We start from the raw sequence: 21519 nt of genomic DNA on the forward strand, positions 1-21519 counted from the left end.
TCCTTATTACTCGTGCTCATTCACATACGTTTCAATCCAAGGCAGATCATGACGCATCCGATCCCGCTTTGTGGTCAAATAGCGAAGATTGTCTTCATTCACTGAAACTTCTACAGGCGTCCGACCAGATACCTCCAAGCCGTAACGAGTCAAGCCCTCATGCTTGCTGGGATTATTGCTCAACAAGTTAGCTGACTGCACACCCAGGTCATGCAGGATAAAAGCAGCTATGCCATAATCACGGGCATCTGCAGGCAAGCCCAAAGCAAGGTTCGCGTCTACGGTATCTACCCCACCATCTTGAAGATGATATGCCCGTAGTTTCTCAGCTAAGCCGATTCCCCGACCCTCTTGGCCTCGCAGATATAACACCACGCCGCGCCCTTTTTCCTGAACCATTGCCATCGATGCATGAAGTTGCTGACCACAATCACAACGCCTGGACCCGAACACATCTCCCGTCAAGCATTCCGAGTGGACACGAACGAGGACATCTGCGCCGTCATTATCAGCGATATCACCGACCACGAGTGCCACGTGTTCCACTCCGTCAGATAGGGCTCGGTATCCCACGGCCGTGAAAAATCCAAAGTCTGTGGGCAGCCGGGTAGATGTCACCCGTTCGGCTATCGGCGTGACAACCTGTGCATCCGTACCCGCCGGGTCTTTATAGAGCTTCACTGGGTCATGTTGTGTACGCCACTCGATCATCTGGTCAATGGAGATCAGGGATAGGCCGTGTTTATCTGCAAATCGACGCAACTCAGGGCCCCGGGCCATGTCGGTGGGATCGTCCTCGCTTACCACTTCACACAACACACCCGCGGGGCGTAAACCAGCTAGTCGGGCTAAATCAACAGCCGCTTCCGTGTGTCCAGGCCTTTCAAGAACGCCACCAGGTAAAGCTCGTAGCGGAACCACATGTCCTGGTCGAGTAAAGTCTCCTGGGGTTGAAGCAGGATCCACCAATGCTTGAATGGTATGTGCCCGGCTAGTAGCGGAAATTCCGGTAGAACCCGTGTTGGCGTCCACGGTTACCGTATATGCAGTTCCTCGGGCATCTTGGTTATGGGCGACCATCGGAGGAAGCCCTAGCCTGTCACAATCTTTGCCAGTCAAAGACGCACAGATGTATCCCGAAGAATATCGGACCATAAAAGCTACAAGCTCAGGCGTTGCTTTTTCCGCAGCGAAAATAATATCGCCTTCGTTTTCACGATCCTCGTTATCAACGACGATAACGGCTTTCCCCGCAGCAATATCCGCAATCGCAGTATCCACGGAGTCGAGGCGGACGCGATCAGAGTATTCAGCGTTATCGTGAGCTGTCTGACCGGGTGTGTCGATATGGATAGTCACGATGATAACTCTAGCGCGCGTCCAGGTTCACGATGCTCGCCGGGGGAACCGCTTGCGCTGTGAGCATCCGCTCCACATATTTGGCTAATACGTCTACTTCGAGGTTCACACGGTCACCCAGCTGACGCTGTCCATGTGTTGTGGCTTGCAAAGTAGTAGGGATAAGGGATACTTCAAACCAATGATTCCCCTCGGTTTCCCCTAACCCGGAGACGGTAAGCGAGGTTCCGTCCACAGAAATCGAACCTTTTTCTACTACATAGCGAGACAGCTCTTGAGGCAGTGTGAACCGCAGAACAGTCCAATGCTCTGATTGTTCTTGCGCTATCAACTCCGCAGTGCCATCCACATGACCTTGGACGATATGGCCGTGGAGACGCCCATCTGCACGTAATGCGCGTTCCAGATTAACCGGTGCCCCTACCGTAAGCTCCCCTAAAGACGAACGTACGAGTGATTCCTGCATGACATCCGCGCTAAAAAAGCCTTTTTGGATATCAGTAACAGTCAAACACACCCCATTCACCGCTATGGAGTCCCCCAACGACGTGCCTTCAAGCACCTTATGCGCTGCAATGGAAAGAACAACGGAATCCGATAGCTCCTCCAGGGCTGCCACAGTACCGACTTCTTCTACTATTCCGCTAAACATTTTTCCCTTTCATTCTCTTATTCACGATTGTTGTACTACGAAATGCTTATCGACGCCCCACGCATTCTGAACTACCCCCCAGAAAGGCCGCCAACCACACGGCTCCGCGAAAAGCGTCTTGTTCCTGGAGCTTGAATTATTGCTGTCTTACCAAGACCCGCAGGACGTCCTCTCCCAGTAGCTCTACCCGTTGCGTGTGCATGTGCGTGGCATCACTCAGAGTGGGAGAAATGCTGCGAGCAAGAGCGTTCCTACCCGCCCCTAGGAATAGCGGTGCGGAATAATCATGAAATTCATCAATAACGCCGCTCTCAAATGCTGAGGCAATAAGCCCTGCGCCTCCTTCTAAAAGCACATACCTGCATCCTCTGTCCCACAGATTGTGCAGAGCCTCATCCAGATCCAAAAACTTCAAGACAGTCGGATCATTGAGGTGTGCGTTCTCAGGTAGTGTTCGCGAGCCGACGACAACACGAAGAGGTTGAGATAGAAGCTCTTTCCCTTTAGGGTCTCTCGCGGTAAGCCTCGGGTTATCCGCCAAAGCAGTTCCGGTTCCTACGACAATTGCGTCAAACATTTTCCGTTGGTTAGTTGCATAACCGCGTGCTGCTTCACCAGTAATCCACTGAGAGGTGCCGTCCGCTGCTGCAATAAAACCGTCTATCGTATGAGCCGATTTCCCCACTACATAGGGGCGTTGTAAGTGCTGAGCCTGTAGCCAGGGGCGTAGAGCCCGAATCGGCAAATCCAAAAAAGTAACGCGGACTCCATTTTTCTGCAAAAACTCGTGCCCACCGCCTTCTTTCCCACCTGGGTCTTTAAGGCAATAGATGACCTCAGCGATTCCTGAGTCAAGGAGAGCTTGTGTACAAGGGCCAGTTCTTCCTTGGTGCTGGCAAGGTTCCAGTGTCACCATAATCGTGGCACCACGAGCAGCAGTGCCGGCCGCTTGAAGCGCCATGACTTCAGCATGCGGACCTCCTACTGGTTGGGTACATCCAACTCCAACGATGTCTCCTTGCGAAGAAACCACGGCGGCCCCTACTGGTGGGTTAGGACTCGTCGATCCCTGGGCTTTTTCTCCTTGTTCAACTGCTGCGTATAAACCAGCCATGACTGACGCAGAAAGCTCATAAGTAGTGAGATCTCTGTGTTCAGCAAAAAGGCCCGCCCCTTGACTATTCAATCCAAAGGGCAAGCCAATTCTCTTGTTATCGTGCACGCTGCGCCAATTCCCGAAGCTCATCAATCGCAGCATTGCGATCACTGTGCTTATATACCGCCGAACCAGCCACAAAAGCATCGCAACCGGCTTCCGCAGCCTGCGCTATGGTCTCTGCGGAAATTCCGCCATCGATTTCGATAATGACGTCTAGATTTCGCGTATCGATCTCTTGACGCAACGTCCGAACTTTCTCAAGCTGATCAGGCATAAATTTTTGCCCACCGAACCCAGGTTCCACGCTCATCACCAAAACCTGATCAAACTCCTCCAGGTGTGGAAGATACGGCTCAATAGCCGTGCCAGGGCGCAAAGAGAACCCGGCGCGAACGCCTCGTTCTCTGATGTGTTGTGCCAGTGCACTGGGGTTGGAGGTGGCTTCTACATGGAAGATCACGCAGCTAGCGCCAGCATCGATGTAGTTATCTACCCATTTCTCAGGGTTTTCGATCATCAGATGGACGTCAAGAGGTTGATCCGTCGATTTATGTGCGGCCTTGGTGATGTCCGCACCAAAAGAGAGGTTGGGGACAAAATGGCCATCCATAATGTCCACATGGATCCAATCGGCGTGTGACACCTCTGCGATCTCTTCCCCTAACTTGGAAAAGTCAGCGGAAAGGATCGACGGAGCGATAATGGGTTGGCGCGCTTCTGTAGTCATAACTCAGTATCTTAGCTACGACCTAAGCAGCAAGAAATGAGAAGCACTATTCGGGGCGGCCAATCCAGGTGTGAAAAATGGATTTATACACTTGGTTTTTTCAGCACAGCAAAGAACATGGCATCGGTTCCATGATGATGGGGCCACATCTGAACGGATTTATATTCTCCAGTGTGGGACATCTCAGGCACCAAAGCAGCTGCGTCTTCTTCCACCATTCCTAGATGAGTGAGCGCATGGTCAACGATGTCGCGGGTCTCGCGTAGATCTGGTGAGCAGGTTGAGTACACCACAACACCGCCAGGACGGACGAGTGTGCATGCTGAGGCGAGAAGTTCCTTTTGGAGCGGGACCAGCTCAGTGATATCTGATTCCTGTTTGCGCCAGCGAGCATCGGGGCGACGACGCAGAGCTCCAAGCCCTGAGCAGGGAGCGTCGACGAGGACGCGGTCGTATCCATCGCTGAGGCCTGGGTTGCGTCCGTCAGCGACTTTTACTCGGACGGGCAGGCCGGCAACGGTCTTTTCGATAAGGCGCGCGCGGTGCTCGGAGATCTCTATGGCGTCTACGTGGGCGGCGTCGATACGCGCGAGTGCGCCGAGTAGTGCTGCCTTGCCTCCGGGTCCTGCACAGAGGTCCAGCCAGCGACCAGTATCAGTTCCGTCAACGGGTGCTTCTGCTAGGGCGCGTGCGATGAGTTGGCTTCCTTCATCTTGCACGGCTGCTAGTTGTTGTTGAACGGGTTCTAGTTCGCCAGGATCACCGCTTTCAAGGTAGACGGCATAAGGCGAGTATTTGCCTTGTTCTCCTCCGGTGATGAGCGATAGTTCTAATGCACTAATCTCGCCGGGGCGAGCCACCAAGTGCACGATCGGTCGATCTGAGTCTGCTCGAAGTGTTTCTTCCAGGTTGGACAGTCCCACGACGCGTGAGAAGCTGTGTGCTATCCATTCGGGATGCGCGGTACGGAATGCAATGTTTGCGACTTCGCTCTGCGGTGCGAGTCGATCCATCCATTCTGCGGGTGTGCTCCGAGAAATGGTGCGCAGGATTCCGTTAACAAATCCTTTGGCTTTATCGTGCCCTAGAGCTTCTACGATACGGACTGTTGTGTCTACGGCCGCGTGGGGTTCCACTCGCATGTACATCAGCTGGTAAGCGCCAAGGCGTAGCGCATCCAAGAGCTCAGGGTGAATCGTATTCAGTCCCCGTGATGAGCACTCCCCGATCAACGCGTCAAGTACGCCTACTGTACGTAATGTTCCATAAGTCAGTTCAGTGGCAAAGGCAGCGTCTCTGCCGTGCACGTTGGCTTTGTTCAGCAGTTTGGGCAGAGTGAGGTTGGCAAAGGCGTTCTCTGAGCTTACGCGGTGGAGAACATGAAAAGCGACGCTTCGCGCGGTATCAACTCCGGATAGTTTCCGGAATCCGCCTTGTGGGGCACGGTTTTCCTGAGCACGTCCCCCGGATCTGCGATTGCTCTGCGGTCGCTTTTTTTGCCCGTAGGTGCGTTGTGCGTTCGGTTCTCTGCCCGCAGTTCTATCAGGATTAGGTTTTCCTGCAGATCGCGATCGAGATCTAAATCCTCCTTGGCTCATTCGAACCTCAGTCCTTCCTTATTGTGTAGACCACGGGCCCAATCCGATGCTTGCATCCTTTTCTTTCCCTGAGGCTGGATCATGTCTAGCTTCACGCATCCGTGATGGGTACCTACTAGAACTCGATTTTTCTCGATCACGATCTCCCCTGCCGCTGCTGAGCATTCCTCCGCGGGTATATACGTGACGGGGCCAAGTTTAAAGCGTTGGCCGTCCAGCGTTGTCCATGCACCAGGGCCAGGAGTGACTGAGCGGATGAGTCGGTCGATATCTGCGCCGGTCGCATCCCACTTTATTTGTGCATCGTCAGTGAGAATCTTGTGAGCGTATGAGGGCTCGCCAACTTGTGGCCGTGGTTCTGCTTTCCCTGCTGCCAGGTCGTCCATCGTTTTTACCAACAAGTCCGCGCCGGCATAGGCCAGACGAGTGAGCAAATCATCTGAGGTGTCTGTGGGGTTGATGGGTTCTTTCAAAGTACCCAGAATGTCACCGGTGTCTAGCCCTTGGTCTATGCGGAATGTTGTAGCACCGGTGACGGCGTCTCCATTGCGAATGGCCGATTGCACTGGCGCTGCTCCACGCCACGCGGGAAGCAAGGAAAAATGAAGGTTAACCCACCCGTGAGGTACTGCGTCGAGCAGATCTTGCGTGATCAAATTGCCATAGGCAACTACGGGGACGCAGTCCGGGGATAGTTCTTCCAGCCGAGCGCGGAAAGCTTCCCCATCGGGGGTTCCAGGCTTGATGCTGGTTGGGGTGAGTATTTCTATCCCGTGTTGTTGTGCAAGCGCAGAAACAGGAGAGGGCTGTAGAGTTCTCCCTCGTCCTTTGGGCGCATCCGGGCGAGTGAGGACCGCGATCACCTCGTGATCACTGGCGAGTAATTTTTCCAGAGCAACGACTGCGGGTTCTGGAGTCCCCGCAAATATAAGACGCATTTTATCCTTCTTGAGTATGCTGATCCGACTGAATTGTCTCAGTTAAGCGTTGAACCATTCAGACTGCCTGATGGCTGCCATCGCCTCTTTACGGTGTTCTTTATCAAGTCTTTTAAGAAACAAAATCCCGTCGAGATGGTCCGTCTCATGCTGGATACAGCGTGACATCAAACCGGAGGCCACCATAGAAAAAGTTTTTCCGGACACGTCTTGACCTGTGACTTTCACTGTCTCAAAACGAACTGTGTCTTCCTGAACATCAGGAATCGACAAACACCCTTCTGGCCCTAGTTGAGTGTTCTCCCCGATAGGCTCCCATACTGGGTTGATGATGTGGCCTCGCAGACCGTCCTCTATATGCGAGCAATCGTAAACAAATACTCTCTTGGTCACTCCCACTTGGTTGGCGGCAAGTCCTACACCACCTGCCGCGTCCATTGTTTCAAGCATATCGTTGACCAAGTTTTCCAAACCCTTGTCAAAGACGGTTACTTCATCTGCGCGTGTAGTAAGGACCGGATCGCCAAAAAATCTGATGTCACGAATGGTCAAGAGAATACAGTTCCTTTTTAAGTTCAGTAGGTTCACATAAAATTTTTGCTAGCTGCGCCATGGTGCAATGAAGCTTGTCGACGCTCGCCAGCATCCTTTTACTTAAGGTAGCAGGGCTGCGTAAGCTTTATCCCACCTTAATGGGATCTACCTTAATGCGAAGCGGCAGTTCTTCCTTACGCGCCCCACGTTCAATTAGCCCAGCACGTAAGGCTTGACCTAATTGGTTACGCCCGGCCAGTGGGGTCCTAATCAAGATTCGCTGAGGCGGACCATACTCACGTTCATCATATTCACCAGGGAGTTTACTTCCTGGAGGTAGATCGACTGGTCCTAAAATCTCAGCGTGGGGCGGCAAATGAGTAAACGAAAGAAAAGCATCCAACGCAGTGCGCGCTCCATCGATAGCCGCCATATGCGCCGCAGGTGGGAAGTGTACTTCTCGTCGCTCCAGCAGTTCTCGATGGGCAGCACCGACCATATCCCATCGGATAAGGGCTTGAACCTGCGGCAAACTAGCATCCGCCGCAATGATAACTTCTCCACCCACGTCATGCGGGGCAACCAACGTCGCCGCAGCCGCCCATTTAGCGAGCGTATCTTCTCCTGCCCGAAGGTCCTGTCGGCCGATCAAAGCCCAAGCATCCAAAAACACAGCAGCACCGTAACGCCCCGCCATAACATTTGGCTCAGCGCCGGGAGTGGACACGACCAAAGCGGGTTCGTTTGGTACCCAGTCGATAACCCTTTGCCCACCAGAGGTAATCACCTTTACTCCGGGAAAAGCCCTACCTATTTCTTCAGCAGTTCGCTCAGCTCCCAGCACGACGGCACGAAGCTTGCTTGAACCACATTGTGGGCAGCGATAATGCGAATCCGGACGGCCACACCAACGACATGTGGGTAAAGCCCCCATCCCATTCATCTCTGAGCCGGAGGGCAACTCCAAAGGACCATTACAGTGTCTGCACCTGGCAGGAGAACGGCATGTTCCACAAGAAAGCGTGGGAACGTATCCTTTGCGCGGTACTTGAATCAACACTGGTTCTTCGCGTTGAAGTCCTGCTCGTAATGCTTGAAACGCGGTAGAGGACATCCGTGCGGAAAACGCCAAAGGGTCGCGTTCTAATGCGCTATTCGAATCGGCAATAGCGCGAATCCTTGGCATCTGGGCGCGAATTCGGTCACGAGAAGCCACAAGATCATGCGCCCATCCGGATTCGACCAACAACTGGGTCTCTGCCGTGCGCGAATGCCCTGCTATCAGCAATGAACACTGCTGTTGGCTCACCCGAGTAGTCAGAACCTCGCGAGCATGAACATACGGAGCTCTAGGATCAGAAAGGTTCTCATCCCCATCGTCTTTTATGATTGCCAAAGCAAGATTGGCCACTGGCGCAAAGGCCGCGCTGCGGGTCCCTATTACCAATCGACCTTGGCCGTGGAGAATGCTTAAAAACCTACGATAACGGGCCTGCGGTCCAAGTGCAGATGTAAGCACAGTGATGTGTTTCGCGGAAACGTGGTTACGTAGCGCCTGTTCCATCTTGTCTACGTCACGTTGATCAGGAACCACGATGAGCACTCCGCCGCCATCCTTGGCCACCTTAGCTGCTAATGCTGATATGGCGGCTGACCAATCGTCCCCTGGAGTAATTTGCCACGCCGCACGGGCAGTTTTGCCAGAAATTATCGCATCCACAAAAGACTGACCGTGCACATATGTAGCCCATGCAGATAAATCTGGCTCTTCTACCTCGCCAAAGTCTTCCCACGGCTGAGCCGTATCAGATTCTTCAGCCTTTGCATGACGTGAGGGAAGAGCAGCACGGATAAGATCCGACGTGACCGCGGCGTAACGGACAGCTAGGGCGTCGACAAGCTTCCGCATCTCTGGGGTGAAGACTTTTTCCGGAGAGATTACGCGTTCCAACCATTTAAGTTGGCCCTCGTGCTCTTGATCCGAAGTCCGCTCAAGCAGCAAAGCATCCACTAAGCGCCCTCCGAAGCGGACTCTCACTCGCACCCCCGGCTGAGCTATTGCGTCTTGTGTCGAGTCAATGAGGTATTCAAAAGGACGATCGAGGTGAGCAATACCCAAAAGAGGTAAGACCCGTGCCACTGGCAAATGCGGAGCAGGTTCACGGGTCTTAGGCATGTGGAAATCATACATTCTGACTCCACGATTGTGATGGAGTGGGTAAACCACTCGAAGGTTCTCTACACAAACATGAGAGAACTAGAAGCCCACAGCCGAGCGCAGAGCGTCCACTCGGTCGGTCTTTTCCCAAGGCAGATCTAGGTCATCCCGACCAAAGTGTCCATATGCTGCGGTATCAGCATAGATGGGGCGCAATAGGTCTAGATCGCGGATAATCGCGGCCGGCCTCAGGTCGAAAACCTCTAGCACTGCCTGCTGAATCTTTTCATCAGTAAGCTCCGCGTGCGCGGTACCGAAGGTCTCCACATAGAGCCCCACGGGTTTAGCGCGACCAATCGCATAAGCAACTTGGACTTCTGCTCGATCGGCAAGACCAGCCGCCACTATGTTTTTGGCTACCCACCGCATTGCATAGGCGCCAGATCGGTCAACTTTGCTCGGATCTTTTCCGGAGAAAGCTCCGCCACCATGCCGAGCCATTCCTCCATACGTGTCCACGATTATTTTGCGGCCAGTCAAACCAGCGTCACCCATAGGGCCGCCAACAATGAAGGAGCCTGAGGGGTTAACCAACAGCGTGTACTCGTTATCAGCTAGGTTTCCAGCGATTCCGGCGTCACGGAGAACCCAATCAACAACGTTTTCACGAATCTGCTCGTGCAACCATTCTTGGGTGACCTGTGGATCGTGCTGCGTAGATACCACAACGGTGTCCAGGTGTACTGGTTTCCCGGCCTCATCGTAGGCAAAGGTGACCTGTGTTTTTCCGTCAGGACGCAGGTTTGGCACGATACCTTCTTTACGAACCTGCGTTAAACGACGGGACAACCGGTGTGCCAGATCAATGGGCAGCGGCATCAAAGTGGCGGTTTCCTTGGTTGCATAACCGAACATCAGCCCCTGATCGCCAGCACCTGCTTGATCATCCTCATCCGTTTGAGAACCAGAACGCACTTCATGCGACTGATCTACGCCTGCACCAATTTCTTGGGACTGCTCACCGATGGAAACGCTTACTCCGCAGGTACGACCGTCAAAGCCGACCTCGGAAGAATTGAATCCGATCTCGATCAGTTTGTCACGGACAAGCTTGGGAATCTCAACGTATCCCGATGTCCGAACCTCGCCAACCACGTGGACCAGACCGGTTGTGGTTACGGTTTCTACCGCAACACGTGCGTGAGGGTCGACGGTGAGCAACGCATCCAAAATCGTGTCTGAAACAGCGTCACAGATTTTGTCTGGGTGGCCTTCGGTCACCGATTCGCTGGTAAACAGGCGAAGCTTCGCCTGAGAGTGTTGAGTCACTAAGTTTTGTCCTTACCTAAGAGTGCTGAAGGCGTTACGCCATAACAACTGGTGTGCGCTCACAAGACGATTCCTAATCGCCTATATCCGACACATAATATAGACCAAGCTGTCTAACAAGACAAGCCCGAAGAATGAGACGAACCTTACTGGTGTTACCAGGCTGGTCTAGTCCGCCACACGTCATTGACCAAGATTTTTCACTGCTGCATCCAGGATGTTAGAAGCCACACGTAGTTTAGAGCCATCGGGAATTTCCTGACAGTCGCCAGAAGAATGCAGCAAGAAGCCTCGATTACGTGTCTCCCCAAAGACCAACCCCTCCCCGACCTCATTACACATCAAAAGGTCGCAGCCTTTACACAAGATTTTTTCTCGAGCAAAATCGAGTGCGCTATGTGAGGAATCCCCTGTTTCTGCAGCAAACCCCACGATAACCGCTGATTCCTTGATCTGACTATCGTGCCGTGCTTCTACTAGGGATTTAAGAATATCGGGATTCTCCACCAGTTCTATACGAGATAGCGCAGCATCAGCAGAGCCCTTCTTTAATTTCAAAGGTGCCACAGACGCTGGTCGATAATCCGCAACAGCTGCAGACATCACCACAATATCCGCATCCGTAGCTTCAGCCATACACGCCTCATGCATATCCCGCGCAGAAGCAACGCGAATCACGCGCGCCCCCAACGGCACAGGTAATTCATCAGTACGCCCTGCAACTACCACAACTTCCGCCCCTCGCTGTGCGGCAATTTCCGCGCATGCGAATCCCTGGCGACCTGAAGAGCTATTGGTAATATAGCGCACCGGATCAATCCGTTCTTGCGTTCCTCCGGCAGAGATCACCACTTTACGGTTTTCTAAGTCCCGAGGCAGGTCAGCGCCTTCATACACAGCTAATGCTAAATCGACGATCTGCTGGGGGTCGGGCAGCCGACCAGGGCCCGAGTCGGCCCCAGTAAGGCGACCATGCGCTGGGTCAAGAACTTTAATTCCTCGACGTCGGAGAGTACGAACATTTTCTTGAGTCGCTGGATGCAGCCACATTTCCGTGTGCATAGCTGGCGCTACAACCACAGGGCATGTAGCAACCAACAGCGTAGCCGTGAGGAGATCGTCGGCACGGCCCGCAACCATTCGTGCGAGAAGATCCGCAGTGGCAGGAGCTATAACGATAAGATCTGCTTGCTTGCCGACGTTCACATGTTGTACTTCATCCACGCGATCATAAACGCTGGCGGTAACGGGGTTCCCCGACAATGCTTCCAGTGTCGCAGCGCCGATGAATTTTAATGCATTCGCGGTAGGTACTACTCGTACTTCATCACCAAGCTCTTTAAAAGCTCGCACCACATGACAAGCCTTATACGCTGCGACTCCCCCAGCGATACCTACTACAACCTTCCGAGGTTTAGACACGGAAAGCACCCGACCTTTCTCATTGAAGAAGACCCCTTTACACCGAAACCGGAGGTAAAGGGGTCTAAGTAAGAGCAAACCAGAGCGGTTACACCGCGGTGGTTATTAGCCTTCCTCGTGATCGAGCAGTCCCTGCTCAATCTCGCGAAGTGCAATAGACAGCGGCTTTTCCTGAGCCTCAGGCGTGACCAGAGGACCAACGAATTCGAAGACGCCTTCGTCCGCCTGCTGGTAGTAGCTATTGATCTGGCGAGCTCGCTTTGCCGCGAAAATCACCAATGCGTACTTCGACGATACTCGCTTCAGTAGATCGTCGATCGGCGGAGCGGTAATGCCGGTTGGCGCATCATAAACGCCATCGTTGTTCTCAGTAACGTTGGTCACGTTGCTCACTGACACCTTTTCTTAAAAAGCTTGGTAGTTGTGCTGTACTAGGCCGCATAAAACCTCAAGGTTTCATTCTGCGGCGTTGCCACGGTTCCTGCTGCATACCCGAAACGGGAGATTAGCAACACCCGAGCAGGATATCCCGAATCTCAGCGACCGTCTCATTAACCTTATCGTTGGTTACAACGTGCTTAAACTCATCCTGGGATGCTAGCTCCTGACGTGCAGTCTCTAGCCGCCTCTTGATCACGTCTTCAGGCTCCGTTCCCCGCCCAGTAAGACGATCCACAAGGACTTCCCACGATGGCGGAGCTAGGAAAACGGTCTCTGCATCGGGCTTCAACGCCGCGACGTTACGAGCACCAACAAGATCGACTTCAACCAGCACAGGACGGCCGGCTGACAACGCGTCTTCCACAGGCCCCGCGGGAGTTCCAGACCTTTGCAATCCACCATGGATTTCTGCCCATTCGAGCATATCTCCACCGTCGATACGAGACTGAAACTCCTCGGGAGTCACGAAGAAGTAATCCACACCATCAACTTCACCGGGACGCGGTGCCCTTGTGGTCATCGAAACACTGAAGTAGAGGTTCGGTACTTCCTCGCGAAGGCGATGAACCACCGTGGACTTCCCCACAGCAGATGGTCCAGCTAAAACGACTAGCCGACCTTTTGGGTTATCGCCTGTCATTGATTAATCCTCGGAGAAGCCAAAGCGCTCAAGCAGAGCGCGACGCTGACGATCGCCAAGACCACGCAGGCGGCGTGTCTGAGCAATCTCCAGCTCCTCCATGATTTCCTTGGCCTTAACTTTGCCTACCTTAGGAAGAGACTCGAGGAGAGCGGAAACCTTGGTCTTGCCGATAATCTCGTCAGAAGATGCCTTATTCAGTACCTCTTTGAGCGTGATGTCACCGCGCTTGAGCTGTTCTTTCAGCTCTGCACGTGCCTTGCGGGCCTCAGCAGCCTTAGCGAGGGCTTCCTTACGCTGCTCGTCGGTCAACTTGGGAAGGGCCACGGGGTTCCTCCGATTCGAAATTTATTATTGGGGATTTGTGACGCTATATGCGCCGGCAATCAACGATACACATTTCTTGAAGTCTCCACTGCACAAACACTCTCAAAAAATTTTGCTCAGCTTCTTTGAAAGCGCCACACTGAAAAATTCAATCCCAGTGCCGCATCCAATGAGCTTTAGTCATCCACCACACTGCGATGGAACATACTAAAACCCGCGACACCGCGTTGATTTCCGGTTTAGTCTAGCATCCGATTGCAAAAGTCTAGGTAATCAACCTAAAAAGGTGAAAAACCGCAGGTCACCAAATGGCAACCTGCAGTCTCTCAAACTCCCACTAGCTGGGAAAACATTAATCTCTAAAATCTAATACGGCGAGAGCTGTTGCTTCTTTAAGAGCTTCCACCGACGGGCCCTGTGCAAGGATCGCACGAGAGATATTTGGGAAAGCAAGGTCCTTTATGCCCTCAGTAATCCGCGATATATCCTCCGCTGTCGCCCCCTGTGCTCCCACGCCGGGGAGCAGGACAGGACCAGCGAGTTGAGACAGCTGTGGAGGCTTAGCAAGGGTTGCTCCCACCACTACTCCGATATTTCCGGCGCTACCAGTCTCAGCATGCCTAGAATTAGTCTGAGCTACTGAATCCACGATCTGCTGAGATATCGTTCGCCCTTGGTCATCCTGCTGGTCTTGCAACGCACGCGCTTCGGGGTTAGATGTCGCAGCTAAAACAAAGACCCCTCGGTTTTTCTGCTCTGCAATGTCCACTACTGGTTTCAGCGAACCGTATCCCAGATAGGGAGACACCGTCACCGCATCGCAACACAGCGGTGACGCATCGTTTAGCCATGCGCTGGCATAACCCGCCATTGTGGATCCAATGTCTCCACGCTTGGCGTCGGCAAGCACTAAGGTGCCAGCGTCGCGCAAATGCGCGATTGCATCTTCCAAAATGGCAAATCCCGAGGAACCATAGGATTCATAGAAGGCAACCTGCGGTTTTACCAGCGCAGTATTTCCTGCAAAAGCCTCCACGCAGATCTCCGTAAACGTCGCTAAGCCCCGGACATCCGAAGACAGTCCCCACTGCTCCATCAAAGCTGCATGTGGGTCAATGCCTACGCATAGCCTGCCGTGAGCGATTCCAGCACGCCGAAGCCGCTCACCGAAAGTTATCTGTGGTTGTTCCACTGTGTCTTACTTTCCACTCAATGAATGATCTAGTTCTTGCAGTGGACGCACGCTGAGCTCGCCTTGTTGCAGCGCCTCGATGCCCTGCACCGCAGCCGTAACACCTTGAACTGTGGTTACCAGCGGAACTCCCACAGAAACCGCCGCTGCACGGATCTGGTAGCCATCATGGCGTGCACCAGATGAGCCGGCAGGCGTGTTTAAGATGAGATCGACTTCACCCGCGTTGATGATGTCAACGATCGAACGACGACCACCCAGATCGCCTTGCTCTGCAGCTTCCCTCGCCTGCGTCTGCTTGAGAACAACCTCGCACTCAATGCCATTACGACGCAGCATCCCCGCAGTACCGGATGTTGCCAGCACTTTAAAGCCTAACGACGCCAAGCGCTGAATCGGGAAAATGAGCGTCCTTTTATCCCTGTTAGCTACCGAGACAAAGACCGTGCCAGAGGTAGGTAACGCCCCGAAGGCGGCTTGTTCTGCCTTAGCGTAGGCCGCACCGAAGTTATCTGCGAGCCCCATGACCTCACCAGTGGATTTCATCTCTGGGCTCAGCAGCGTGTCAAGCATGCTTCCGTCTGGCCGGCGGAAACGGTTAAACGGCAGCACAGCTTCCTTGACTGCGATAGGAGAATGCTCCGGTAAAGAGCCTCCATCAAAGTCTGTGGGTATCATCCCTTCTTGTTGCAGCTCAGGGATTGTCGCCCCAGCCATAATGCGAGCTGCTGCCTTAGCAAGTGGCACTCCTGTGGCCTTTGAAACGAATGGGACTGTACGCGATGCCCGAGGGTTAGCCTCAATGACATACAGGATGTCGTCTTTGAGAGCGTATTGGACGTTCATCAGTCCTCGCACACCGATACCATGTGCAAGCGCCTCAGTAGAGCGCCTTACGGTTTCAATATCTTCTGCGCCCAGGGTCATAGGTGGAAGCGCACAAGCAGAATCGCCCGAGTGGATTCCGGCTTCCTCGATGTGCTCCATCACGCCGGCGAGATAGACATGTTCGCCGTCGCATAGCGCGTCAACATCGATCTCAATCGCGTTATCCAGGAATCTATCCACAAGAACTGGGTGATCGCTAGTGATCTCTGTGGCCCGATCAATATAACTATGCAGCGCTTTTTCGTCATATACGATCTCCATTCCTCTGCCGCCTAGGACATAGGAAGGACGCACAAGCACTGGATAGCCAATCCGAGAGGCAACCTCTTTGGCATCCTCAAACGAGGTAGCCGTGCCAAATTCCGGTGCAGGCAGCTGCGCGGCTTTAAGGACATTTCCAAACTCGCCACGGTCCTCGGCCAGGTCGATTGCCTCTGGGCTGGTGCCGATAACAGGAAGCCCCGCATCTCTCAGTTTCTCTGCTAGTCCCAACGGAGTTTGCCCACCTAGCTGGACAATAACTCCTGCTACCGTGCCGGATTGAGACTCTGCGTGGTAGACCTCCATGACGTCTTCAAAGGTCAACGGCTCAAAGTAAAGACGATCCGCAGTGTCATAATCAGTAGAAACAGTCTCAGGGTTGCAGTTAATCATCACTGTTTCATAGCCCACGCGTGAGAGCTCAAGTGCGGCATGGACACAGGAATAGTCAAACTCAATACCCTGACCAATCCGGTTCGGACCCGAACCCAGGATAATCATTTTCTCTTTTTCTACCTGCGGGCGAACCTCGGACTCAGCGTTCGGGTCCAATTCATAGGCGGAATAGTGGTACGGAGTAGTAGCTTCGAACTCCGCAGCACACGTATCTACTGTTTTGAAAACAGGACGCACGCCTAGAGACCAGCGCAGACGACGCACGCCGTCTTCCCCCGCAAACTCCGGACGCAGAGCAGCAATCTGTTTATCGGACAGCCCCAGGAACTTCGCACGACGTAGCAAGGGCTCATCGAGAACTGGTGCAGCGACTAGCTCCTCACGGAAATCCACAAGCGCTTGCAGCTCTGCGAGGAACCATGGGTCAAGCCCTGAGGCTTCATGGACTTGCTCGATGCTAGCGCCCAGACGAAGCGCAAGTTCTGCGTCATAAATTCGTCCTTGCGTAGGACGTTTCAGATCCTCCAGCACTGCATCAACGTCTTGTGCTCGCTCCCCTGCAAAAGCCTCATCGCTGGTGGTCCAAAAACCTGCCTGCTTGTTCTCCAAAGAACGCATGACTTTGCCTAACGACGCAATGTAGTTGCGTCCCAGAGCCATAGCCTCGCCGACTGATTTCATCGTGGTCGTCAGGGTGTCATCAGAACCCACAAACTTTTCAAAGGCAAAACGTGGTGCCTTCACCACTACGTAGTCTAGCGTCGGTTCAAAAGCTGCAGGAGTGACCCCTGTGATGTCATTAGTGATTTCATCCAGTGTGTAACCAATAGCGAGTTTCGCTGCAATCTTTGCGATCGGGAAGCCCGTGGCCTTTGAAGCCAAAGCCGAGGAACGAGACACACGCGGATTCATCTCAATGGTGATCAATCGACCGTCTGCCGGGTTCACCGCGAATTGGATGTTGCAGCCGCCGGTATCTACGCCGACTTCCCGAATGATGGCGATACCTTGATCGCGCATCTTCTGATACTCGCGGTCTGTGAGGGTAAGCGCAGGCGCGACCGTTACGGAGTCTCCTGTGTGAACACCCAGTGCGTCGACGTTTTCAATGGAGCAGACAATAACCACGTTGTCCGCGCCATCACGCATCAATTCAAGCTCGTATTCTTTCCACCCTAAAATCGATTCCTCGATCAAGACATTCGCCTCGGGGGAAGCTGCTAAGCCACCACCAGCGATGCGTTCCAAGTCTTCTTGGTTAAATGCCAAGCCGGAGCCAAGCCCACCCATGGTAAAGGAAGGACGTACCACCACTGGAAGACCGAGTTCTTCAACTGTCTCATAGACTTCATCCATATTGTGGCACACACGAGAACGAGCAGATTCTCCGCCGACCTTAGCAACGATATCTTTGAATTTCTGTCGATCTTCGCCGCGTTCGATCGCATCAATGTCAGCGCCAATGAGCTCCACATCATATTTTTTCAGGGATCCACGACGGTCAAGTTGAATAGCCGCATTCAGTGCGGTTTGACCACCTAGCGTGGCAAGCACGGCATCAACCGGATGGCCTTCAGCCATCTCTTTTTCAAAGATCTTTTCAATGTATTCCGGCTGGATAGGCTCAACATACGTGTGGTCTGCAAACTCTGGATCCGTCATGATAGTCGCCGGATTGGAGTTGATTAGGGTCACACGAAGACCCTCTTCTTTAAGCACCCGGCATGCCTGAGTGCCCGAATAGTCGAATTCGCAGGCTTGACCGATAACGATAGGGCCAGATCCGATAACCAGGACGTGTTTAATGTCAGTACGCTTAGGCATATTTTAAAAACCTTCCTGGTTTTAGTTCGCAGTAACAGCGGAGTTGTGGGTGGACATCAGTTCAACAAACTGATCGAACAGCGGGTTTGCATCGTGAGGACCAGCGGCTGCTTCGGGGTGATACTGAACGGAATAAGCAAGGCCGTTGCCCAAGGCAACGCCTTCTACAGTGTCGTCATTAAGGCACGTATGCGTTACGTGTGCATCACCAAACGGAGTTTCAAATGTCTCTCCGGCTTTGCCTTCTAGCGCGAAACCATGGTTTTGCGCTGTGATGTCGATTTTCCCGGTGAGGTGGTTGAGGACGGGAACGTTAATCCCTCGGTGCCCGAATTTCATCTTGTAGGTCTTCAGTCCTAAGGCCCGCCCAAGGATCTGGTTGCCAAAGCAAATGCCGAATAGCGGGATTTTGCGCTCAAGAATTTCTTGGACGATCCCCACCATAACGTCTGCGGTAGCAGGATCACCAGGGCCATTGGAGATAAACACACCATCAGGGTTGTATCCCTCAATCTCCTGATATGGGGTGTTGGCTGGAACCACGATTGTCCGTATGCCCCGCGCCGCAAAGTTTCGAGGAGTATTTGTTTTAATGCCCATGTCATAGGCGACCACTGTAAACGTGGTCTCCCCCTCTGCCTCGACCACATACGGTGCATCGGTTGATACTTCACCGGCAAGATCAGCACCAGCCATGCTCGGCTGTCCTTTAACAATCTCTACGAGTTCTTCAGGGCTCCGAGCAGCGTCCTCCCCTGAGAAAATGCCTGCCGAGATCGAGCCAAAATTGCGGAGATGTCGGACGATGGTCCTGGTATCTAGTCCGGAGATTCCGACAATATTCTGAGCCTGCATCTCTTCTTCAAGGCTGCGAGAAGCCCTCCAGTTGGAAACACGGTGAGAAAGATCTCGGATCGCTAGTCCTGCAACCCAGATCTTTTCTCCATAAGACTCGCTGTCTTCATCATTCCATCCGGTGTTACCAATGTGAGGTGCCGCGGATACAACGATCTGGCGATGATAGGAAGGATCGGTCATGGTCTCTTGGTAACCAGTCATCGCAGTAGTAAATACGGCTTCGCCAAGCGTGGTCCCTAAAGCGCCAAAGGATTGACCTCGGAAGATGCGTCCGTCTGCAAGAACAAGGACGGCTTCGGATCGATTCTGGAACGTCGACGTCACTGTGTCGCCTTTCTTAGCTGTATTTATGTCCGCACCGCGATAATCGCGCTGGGGTGAATAAGTTGTGGTCATTTTCCCTTTAAAAATTTTGGGGGAGCATGCTGTACCCCTGCTTACCTCAGATTTACGTGCTTTGCCGAACCTGAGGTAGCAAATCAGAGAACGCTAAAGTTCTAGACGGATCGCGGGCCCGCAGGTTGACCATCAATGCAGGTCAGTCGGCCACGCAGAATCGTGGTGGTCACCTTGGCGCTAAACTCCATCCCTTCAAAGGGGGTATTGTCCGCTTTGGAAGCCATATCGCAACCATGCGCAGTCCAAGGCATGTGTGGATTGACCACAGTCAAGTTTGCTGGTTCTCCCACTGCGATTGGCCGCCCGTGGCCAGGAAGACGCAGAATCTCTGCAGGCCGCTCACTCATAACCTTTGCAACGAACCTCCAGTCAGCAAGGCCACTATCCACAAAAATCTGTGCAATGATCGCTAACGACGTTTCAAGCCCTAGCATCCCTGGCTTGGCATGCTCAAACTCGCAACATTTATCTTCAGATCCGTGCGGTGCATGATCTGTGGCAACACAATCGATAAAACCATTCAAAAGCGCGTCTCGCAGTGCCAGTGTGTCCCGATTTTCCCGCAGCGGCGGATTGACTCGGTTAACGCCGTCATAGGTGCGTAGGCGCTCGTCGGTAAGCAAAAGATGATGCGGGGTTACTTCCGCAGTCAGCGGAATATCCTGAGATTTTGCCCATTTAAGCAGCTCCACGGTGCCTTCAGTAGAGGCATGGCAGATATGCATTCTGCCGCCGTAATCACGAGCCAGGATAGCATCGCGGGCAACAATGGATTCCTCTGCAACGCGCGGCCAGCCACCAAGACCAAGCTCAGCAGCAATCTTTCCTTCATGGGCCACAGCACCATCGGTCAGACGAGGATCTTCGCAGTGTTGGGCCAGGAGAACGTCCATTCCCTTGGCGTATTCCACGGCCCTACGCATGATAAGCGGGTTATCAACGCATTTTCCATCGTCCGAGAACATGCGAACCTTGGCGTCTGAATTTGCCATCATGCCAAACTCAGTGAGCTCTTTGCCTTGGAGTCCTTTTGTTATTGAGCCAACAGGATGGACGTCGCATAAACCGATCTGTTGCGACTTAGCCCATACTGATTCGGCGATAATCGGCTGATCCAACACCGGAAGAGTATTGGCCATAGTAAAAACTGCGGTAAAGCCGCCTTTAGCTGCTGCTGCGGAACCGGTCGCAATCGTTTCTGTGTCTTCGCGCCCTGGTTCACGTAGATGAACGTGCATATCCACAAGGCCTGGCAGAAGAATATTGCCTTCTCCATCGACAACGTCATCTGCGGAGTGCTTATGTGCGTCATCCCCTATAGCTGTGATCGTGCCATGAGAGATAAATACGCTGGTCGGTTCGCCCTCACCATAGGGGCGAACATTGGTGAGTAGAAGAGTACGCTCTGGGGCAGGAGCAAGTTGTCCAGTCTCTGGGTAGTCGTTAGGGGTAGTCACTTCGAGCCAAACTCCTTTTAGAAACCGGGGGTATTCGTACCGGCAATGAGGGTAAACAGAACTGCCATGCGAGTGTGCACACCGTTATTTACTTGCTGAAGCACCGCTGTGCGCGGGGCATCAGCGACGGCGTAGTTAATTTCCATACCTCGCAGCATCGGTCCGGGGTGCATAACAATTGCGTGATCTTGCAGCCGTGACTCACGTTCCTTAGACATGCCATACAACGCTGCGTATTCGCGATGCGATGGGAAAAATCCGCCATGCATACGCTCCTGCTGCACGCGAAGCATCATCACCACATCCGCGTCTTTAATCTCGTCGTCCATGGTGTATGAGCAACGAACAGGCCATTGCTCTATGCCCGAGGGCAGTAGCGTCGGAGGTGCAACAAGCACCACTTCTGCCCCCAAGCAAGTGAGCAGGTCTACGTTGGAACGAACAACACGTGAGTGAAGGCAATCCCCCACAATGACAATTTTGCGCCCTTCAATGTTTCCGAGTCGCTGCCGAATCGTGAGGGCGTCGAGAAGCGCCTGCGTGGGGTGCTGGTGAGAACCGTCGCCGGCATTAATAACGCTGGGTCCTTGTCCCTCCGGCGCAACCCACTGCGCCAATTGTTGGGCTGCACCGGAAGAAGGGTGCCGGATGATGATCGCGTCAGCCCCGATAGCGGACAGCGTCAAGCCGGTGTCCTTGAGCGACTCCCCCTTTTTCACGGAAGAAGAACTAGCGGAAATGTTAATAACATCAGCGCTCATCCATTTTCCAGCGGTTTCAAAAGAAGAACGAGTTCTCGTAGAGTTCTCATAGAACAACGTGAAGATAGTCCGACCACGAAGAGTAGGAAGCTTTTTAATCTCACGGCCAGTGAGTGCTTCGCGGAAGCGGTCAGCCTCATCCATAATTCCGAGAATCTCGTCTTTGCTGAGATCTGAGATAGACAGAAGGTGCTTCATG

18 protein-coding genes are annotated in these 21519 nt (G+C 53.2%); all 18 read right to left on the bottom strand.

Going from position 1 to position 21519, the window contains the following annotated elements; translation table 11 throughout:
* Positions 1–6: 6 nt before the first annotated feature.
* Positions 7–1353 (bottom strand): bifunctional 3,4-dihydroxy-2-butanone-4-phosphate synthase/GTP cyclohydrolase II, encoded by a 1347-nt coding sequence (locus tag CKV68_RS01405; RefSeq protein ID WP_329786522.1) that lies wholly within the window; start codon positions 1351–1353, stop codon positions 7–9.
* A 16-nt stretch (positions 1354–1369) separates the two neighbouring features.
* The gene (locus tag CKV68_RS01410; protein ID WP_095075462.1) at positions 1370–2011 is read right to left on the bottom strand and encodes a riboflavin synthase; all 642 of its coding nucleotides are present in this window, start codon (positions 2009–2011) and stop codon (positions 1370–1372) included.
* A 136-nt stretch (positions 2012–2147) separates the two neighbouring features.
* On the bottom strand, positions 2148–3209 hold the full coding sequence (ribD, locus tag CKV68_RS01415; protein ID WP_038622741.1) for a bifunctional diaminohydroxyphosphoribosylaminopyrimidine deaminase/5-amino-6-(5-phosphoribosylamino)uracil reductase RibD: 1062 nt from the start codon (positions 3207–3209) through the stop codon (positions 2148–2150).
* Positions 3210–3222: 13 nt separating this feature from the next.
* Positions 3223–3897 (bottom strand): ribulose-phosphate 3-epimerase, encoded by a 675-nt coding sequence (gene rpe, locus CKV68_RS01420; RefSeq protein ID WP_013911593.1) that lies wholly within the window; start codon positions 3895–3897, stop codon positions 3223–3225.
* 83 nt (positions 3898–3980) lie between these two features.
* Positions 3981–5495 (bottom strand): RsmB/NOP family class I SAM-dependent RNA methyltransferase, encoded by a 1515-nt coding sequence (locus CKV68_RS01425; protein ID WP_014836447.1) that lies wholly within the window; start codon positions 5493–5495, stop codon positions 3981–3983.
* Complete coding sequence (gene fmt / locus CKV68_RS01430) at positions 5492–6433, bottom strand: methionyl-tRNA formyltransferase (protein ID WP_014525827.1); 942 nt, start codon at positions 6431–6433, stop codon at positions 5492–5494. Before fmt ends, CKV68_RS01425 begins: the two co-directional genes overlap by 4 nt.
* A gap of 42 nt (positions 6434–6475) precedes the next feature.
* Entirely contained in the window at positions 6476–6985 is a 510-nt protein-coding gene (gene def, locus CKV68_RS01435) for a peptide deformylase (protein ID WP_013911596.1), read from the bottom strand.
* Positions 6986–7112: 127 nt separating this feature from the next.
* Complete coding sequence (locus CKV68_RS01440) at positions 7113–9158, bottom strand: primosomal protein N' (RefSeq protein ID WP_095075463.1); 2046 nt, start codon at positions 9156–9158, stop codon at positions 7113–7115.
* A 66-nt stretch (positions 9159–9224) separates the two neighbouring features.
* Positions 9225–10454 (bottom strand): methionine adenosyltransferase, encoded by a 1230-nt coding sequence (gene metK, locus CKV68_RS01445; protein ID WP_014525829.1) that lies wholly within the window; start codon positions 10452–10454, stop codon positions 9225–9227.
* Between the two features lie 183 nt (positions 10455–10637).
* Positions 10638–11876 carry a bifunctional phosphopantothenoylcysteine decarboxylase/phosphopantothenate--cysteine ligase CoaBC gene (coaBC, locus tag CKV68_RS01450; RefSeq protein ID WP_095076212.1) on the bottom strand — a complete coding sequence of 413 codons (1239 nt, stop codon included), beginning with the start codon at positions 11874–11876 and terminating at the stop codon, positions 10638–10640.
* Between the two features lie 105 nt (positions 11877–11981).
* Positions 11982–12260, bottom strand: a complete 279-nt coding sequence (gene rpoZ, locus CKV68_RS01455) for a DNA-directed RNA polymerase subunit omega (protein WP_013911601.1) — start codon at positions 12258–12260, stop codon at positions 11982–11984.
* Positions 12261–12381: 121 nt separating this feature from the next.
* Positions 12382–12957: a guanylate kinase gene (gene gmk / locus CKV68_RS01460; RefSeq protein WP_014525831.1), complete on the bottom strand. Its 576-nt coding sequence runs from the start codon at positions 12955–12957 to the stop codon at positions 12382–12384.
* A gap of 3 nt (positions 12958–12960) precedes the next feature.
* Positions 12961–13284 (bottom strand): integration host factor, actinobacterial type, encoded by a 324-nt coding sequence (gene mihF / locus CKV68_RS01465; RefSeq protein ID WP_013911603.1) that lies wholly within the window; start codon positions 13282–13284, stop codon positions 12961–12963.
* 352 nt (positions 13285–13636) lie between these two features.
* Positions 13637–14461 (bottom strand): orotidine-5'-phosphate decarboxylase, encoded by an 825-nt coding sequence (gene pyrF / locus CKV68_RS01470; protein ID WP_038619955.1) that lies wholly within the window; start codon positions 14459–14461, stop codon positions 13637–13639.
* Positions 14462–14482: 21 nt separating this feature from the next.
* The gene (carB, locus tag CKV68_RS01475; RefSeq protein ID WP_013911605.1) at positions 14483–17845 is read right to left on the bottom strand and encodes a carbamoyl-phosphate synthase large subunit; all 3363 of its coding nucleotides are present in this window, start codon (positions 17843–17845) and stop codon (positions 14483–14485) included.
* Between the two features lie 21 nt (positions 17846–17866).
* On the bottom strand, positions 17867–19099 hold the full coding sequence (carA, locus tag CKV68_RS01480; RefSeq protein WP_095075464.1) for a glutamine-hydrolyzing carbamoyl-phosphate synthase small subunit: 1233 nt from the start codon (positions 19097–19099) through the stop codon (positions 17867–17869).
* Between the two features lie 101 nt (positions 19100–19200).
* Positions 19201–20559, bottom strand: a complete 1359-nt coding sequence (locus tag CKV68_RS01485; RefSeq protein ID WP_013911607.1) for a dihydroorotase — start codon at positions 20557–20559, stop codon at positions 19201–19203.
* A 17-nt stretch (positions 20560–20576) separates the two neighbouring features.
* The gene (locus CKV68_RS01490) at positions 20577–21518 is read right to left on the bottom strand and encodes an aspartate carbamoyltransferase catalytic subunit (RefSeq protein ID WP_013911608.1); all 942 of its coding nucleotides are present in this window, start codon (positions 21516–21518) and stop codon (positions 20577–20579) included.
* Position 21519: the final 1 nt, after the last annotated feature.

The organism is Corynebacterium ulcerans, assembly GCF_900187135.1.
In the GTDB taxonomy this organism is placed as follows: domain Bacteria; phylum Actinomycetota; class Actinomycetes; order Mycobacteriales; family Mycobacteriaceae; genus Corynebacterium; species Corynebacterium ulcerans.

Excerpts from the sequence above, each read along its gene's own strand:
- CKV68_RS01410 (WP_095075462.1), bottom strand. The coding sequence starts at position 2,011 with ATGTTTAGCGGAATAGTAGAAGAAGTCGGTACTGTGGCAGCCCTGGAG.
- rpe (WP_013911593.1), bottom strand. The coding sequence starts at position 3,897 with ATGACTACAGAAGCGCGCCAACCCATTATCGCTCCGTCGATCCTTTCC.
- CKV68_RS01425 (WP_014836447.1), bottom strand. The coding sequence starts at position 5,495 with ATGAGCCAAGGAGGATTTAGATCTCGATCGCGATCTGCAGGAAAACCT.
- fmt (WP_014525827.1), bottom strand. The coding sequence starts at position 6,433 with ATGCGTCTTATATTTGCGGGGACTCCAGAACCCGCAGTCGTTGCTCTG.
- CKV68_RS01440 (WP_095075463.1), bottom strand. The coding sequence starts at position 9,158 with ATGTATGATTTCCACATGCCTAAGACCCGTGAACCTGCTCCGCATTTG.
- gmk (WP_014525831.1), bottom strand. The coding sequence starts at position 12,957 with ATGACAGGCGATAACCCAAAAGGTCGGCTAGTCGTTTTAGCTGGACCA.
- carB (WP_013911605.1), bottom strand. The coding sequence starts at position 17,845 with ATGCCTAAGCGTACTGACATTAAACACGTCCTGGTTATCGGATCTGGC.
- carA (WP_095075464.1), bottom strand. The coding sequence starts at position 19,099 with ATGACCACAACTTATTCACCCCAGCGCGATTATCGCGGTGCGGACATA.
- CKV68_RS01490 (WP_013911608.1), bottom strand. The coding sequence starts at position 21,518 with ATGAAGCACCTTCTGTCTATCTCAGATCTCAGCAAAGACGAGATTCTC.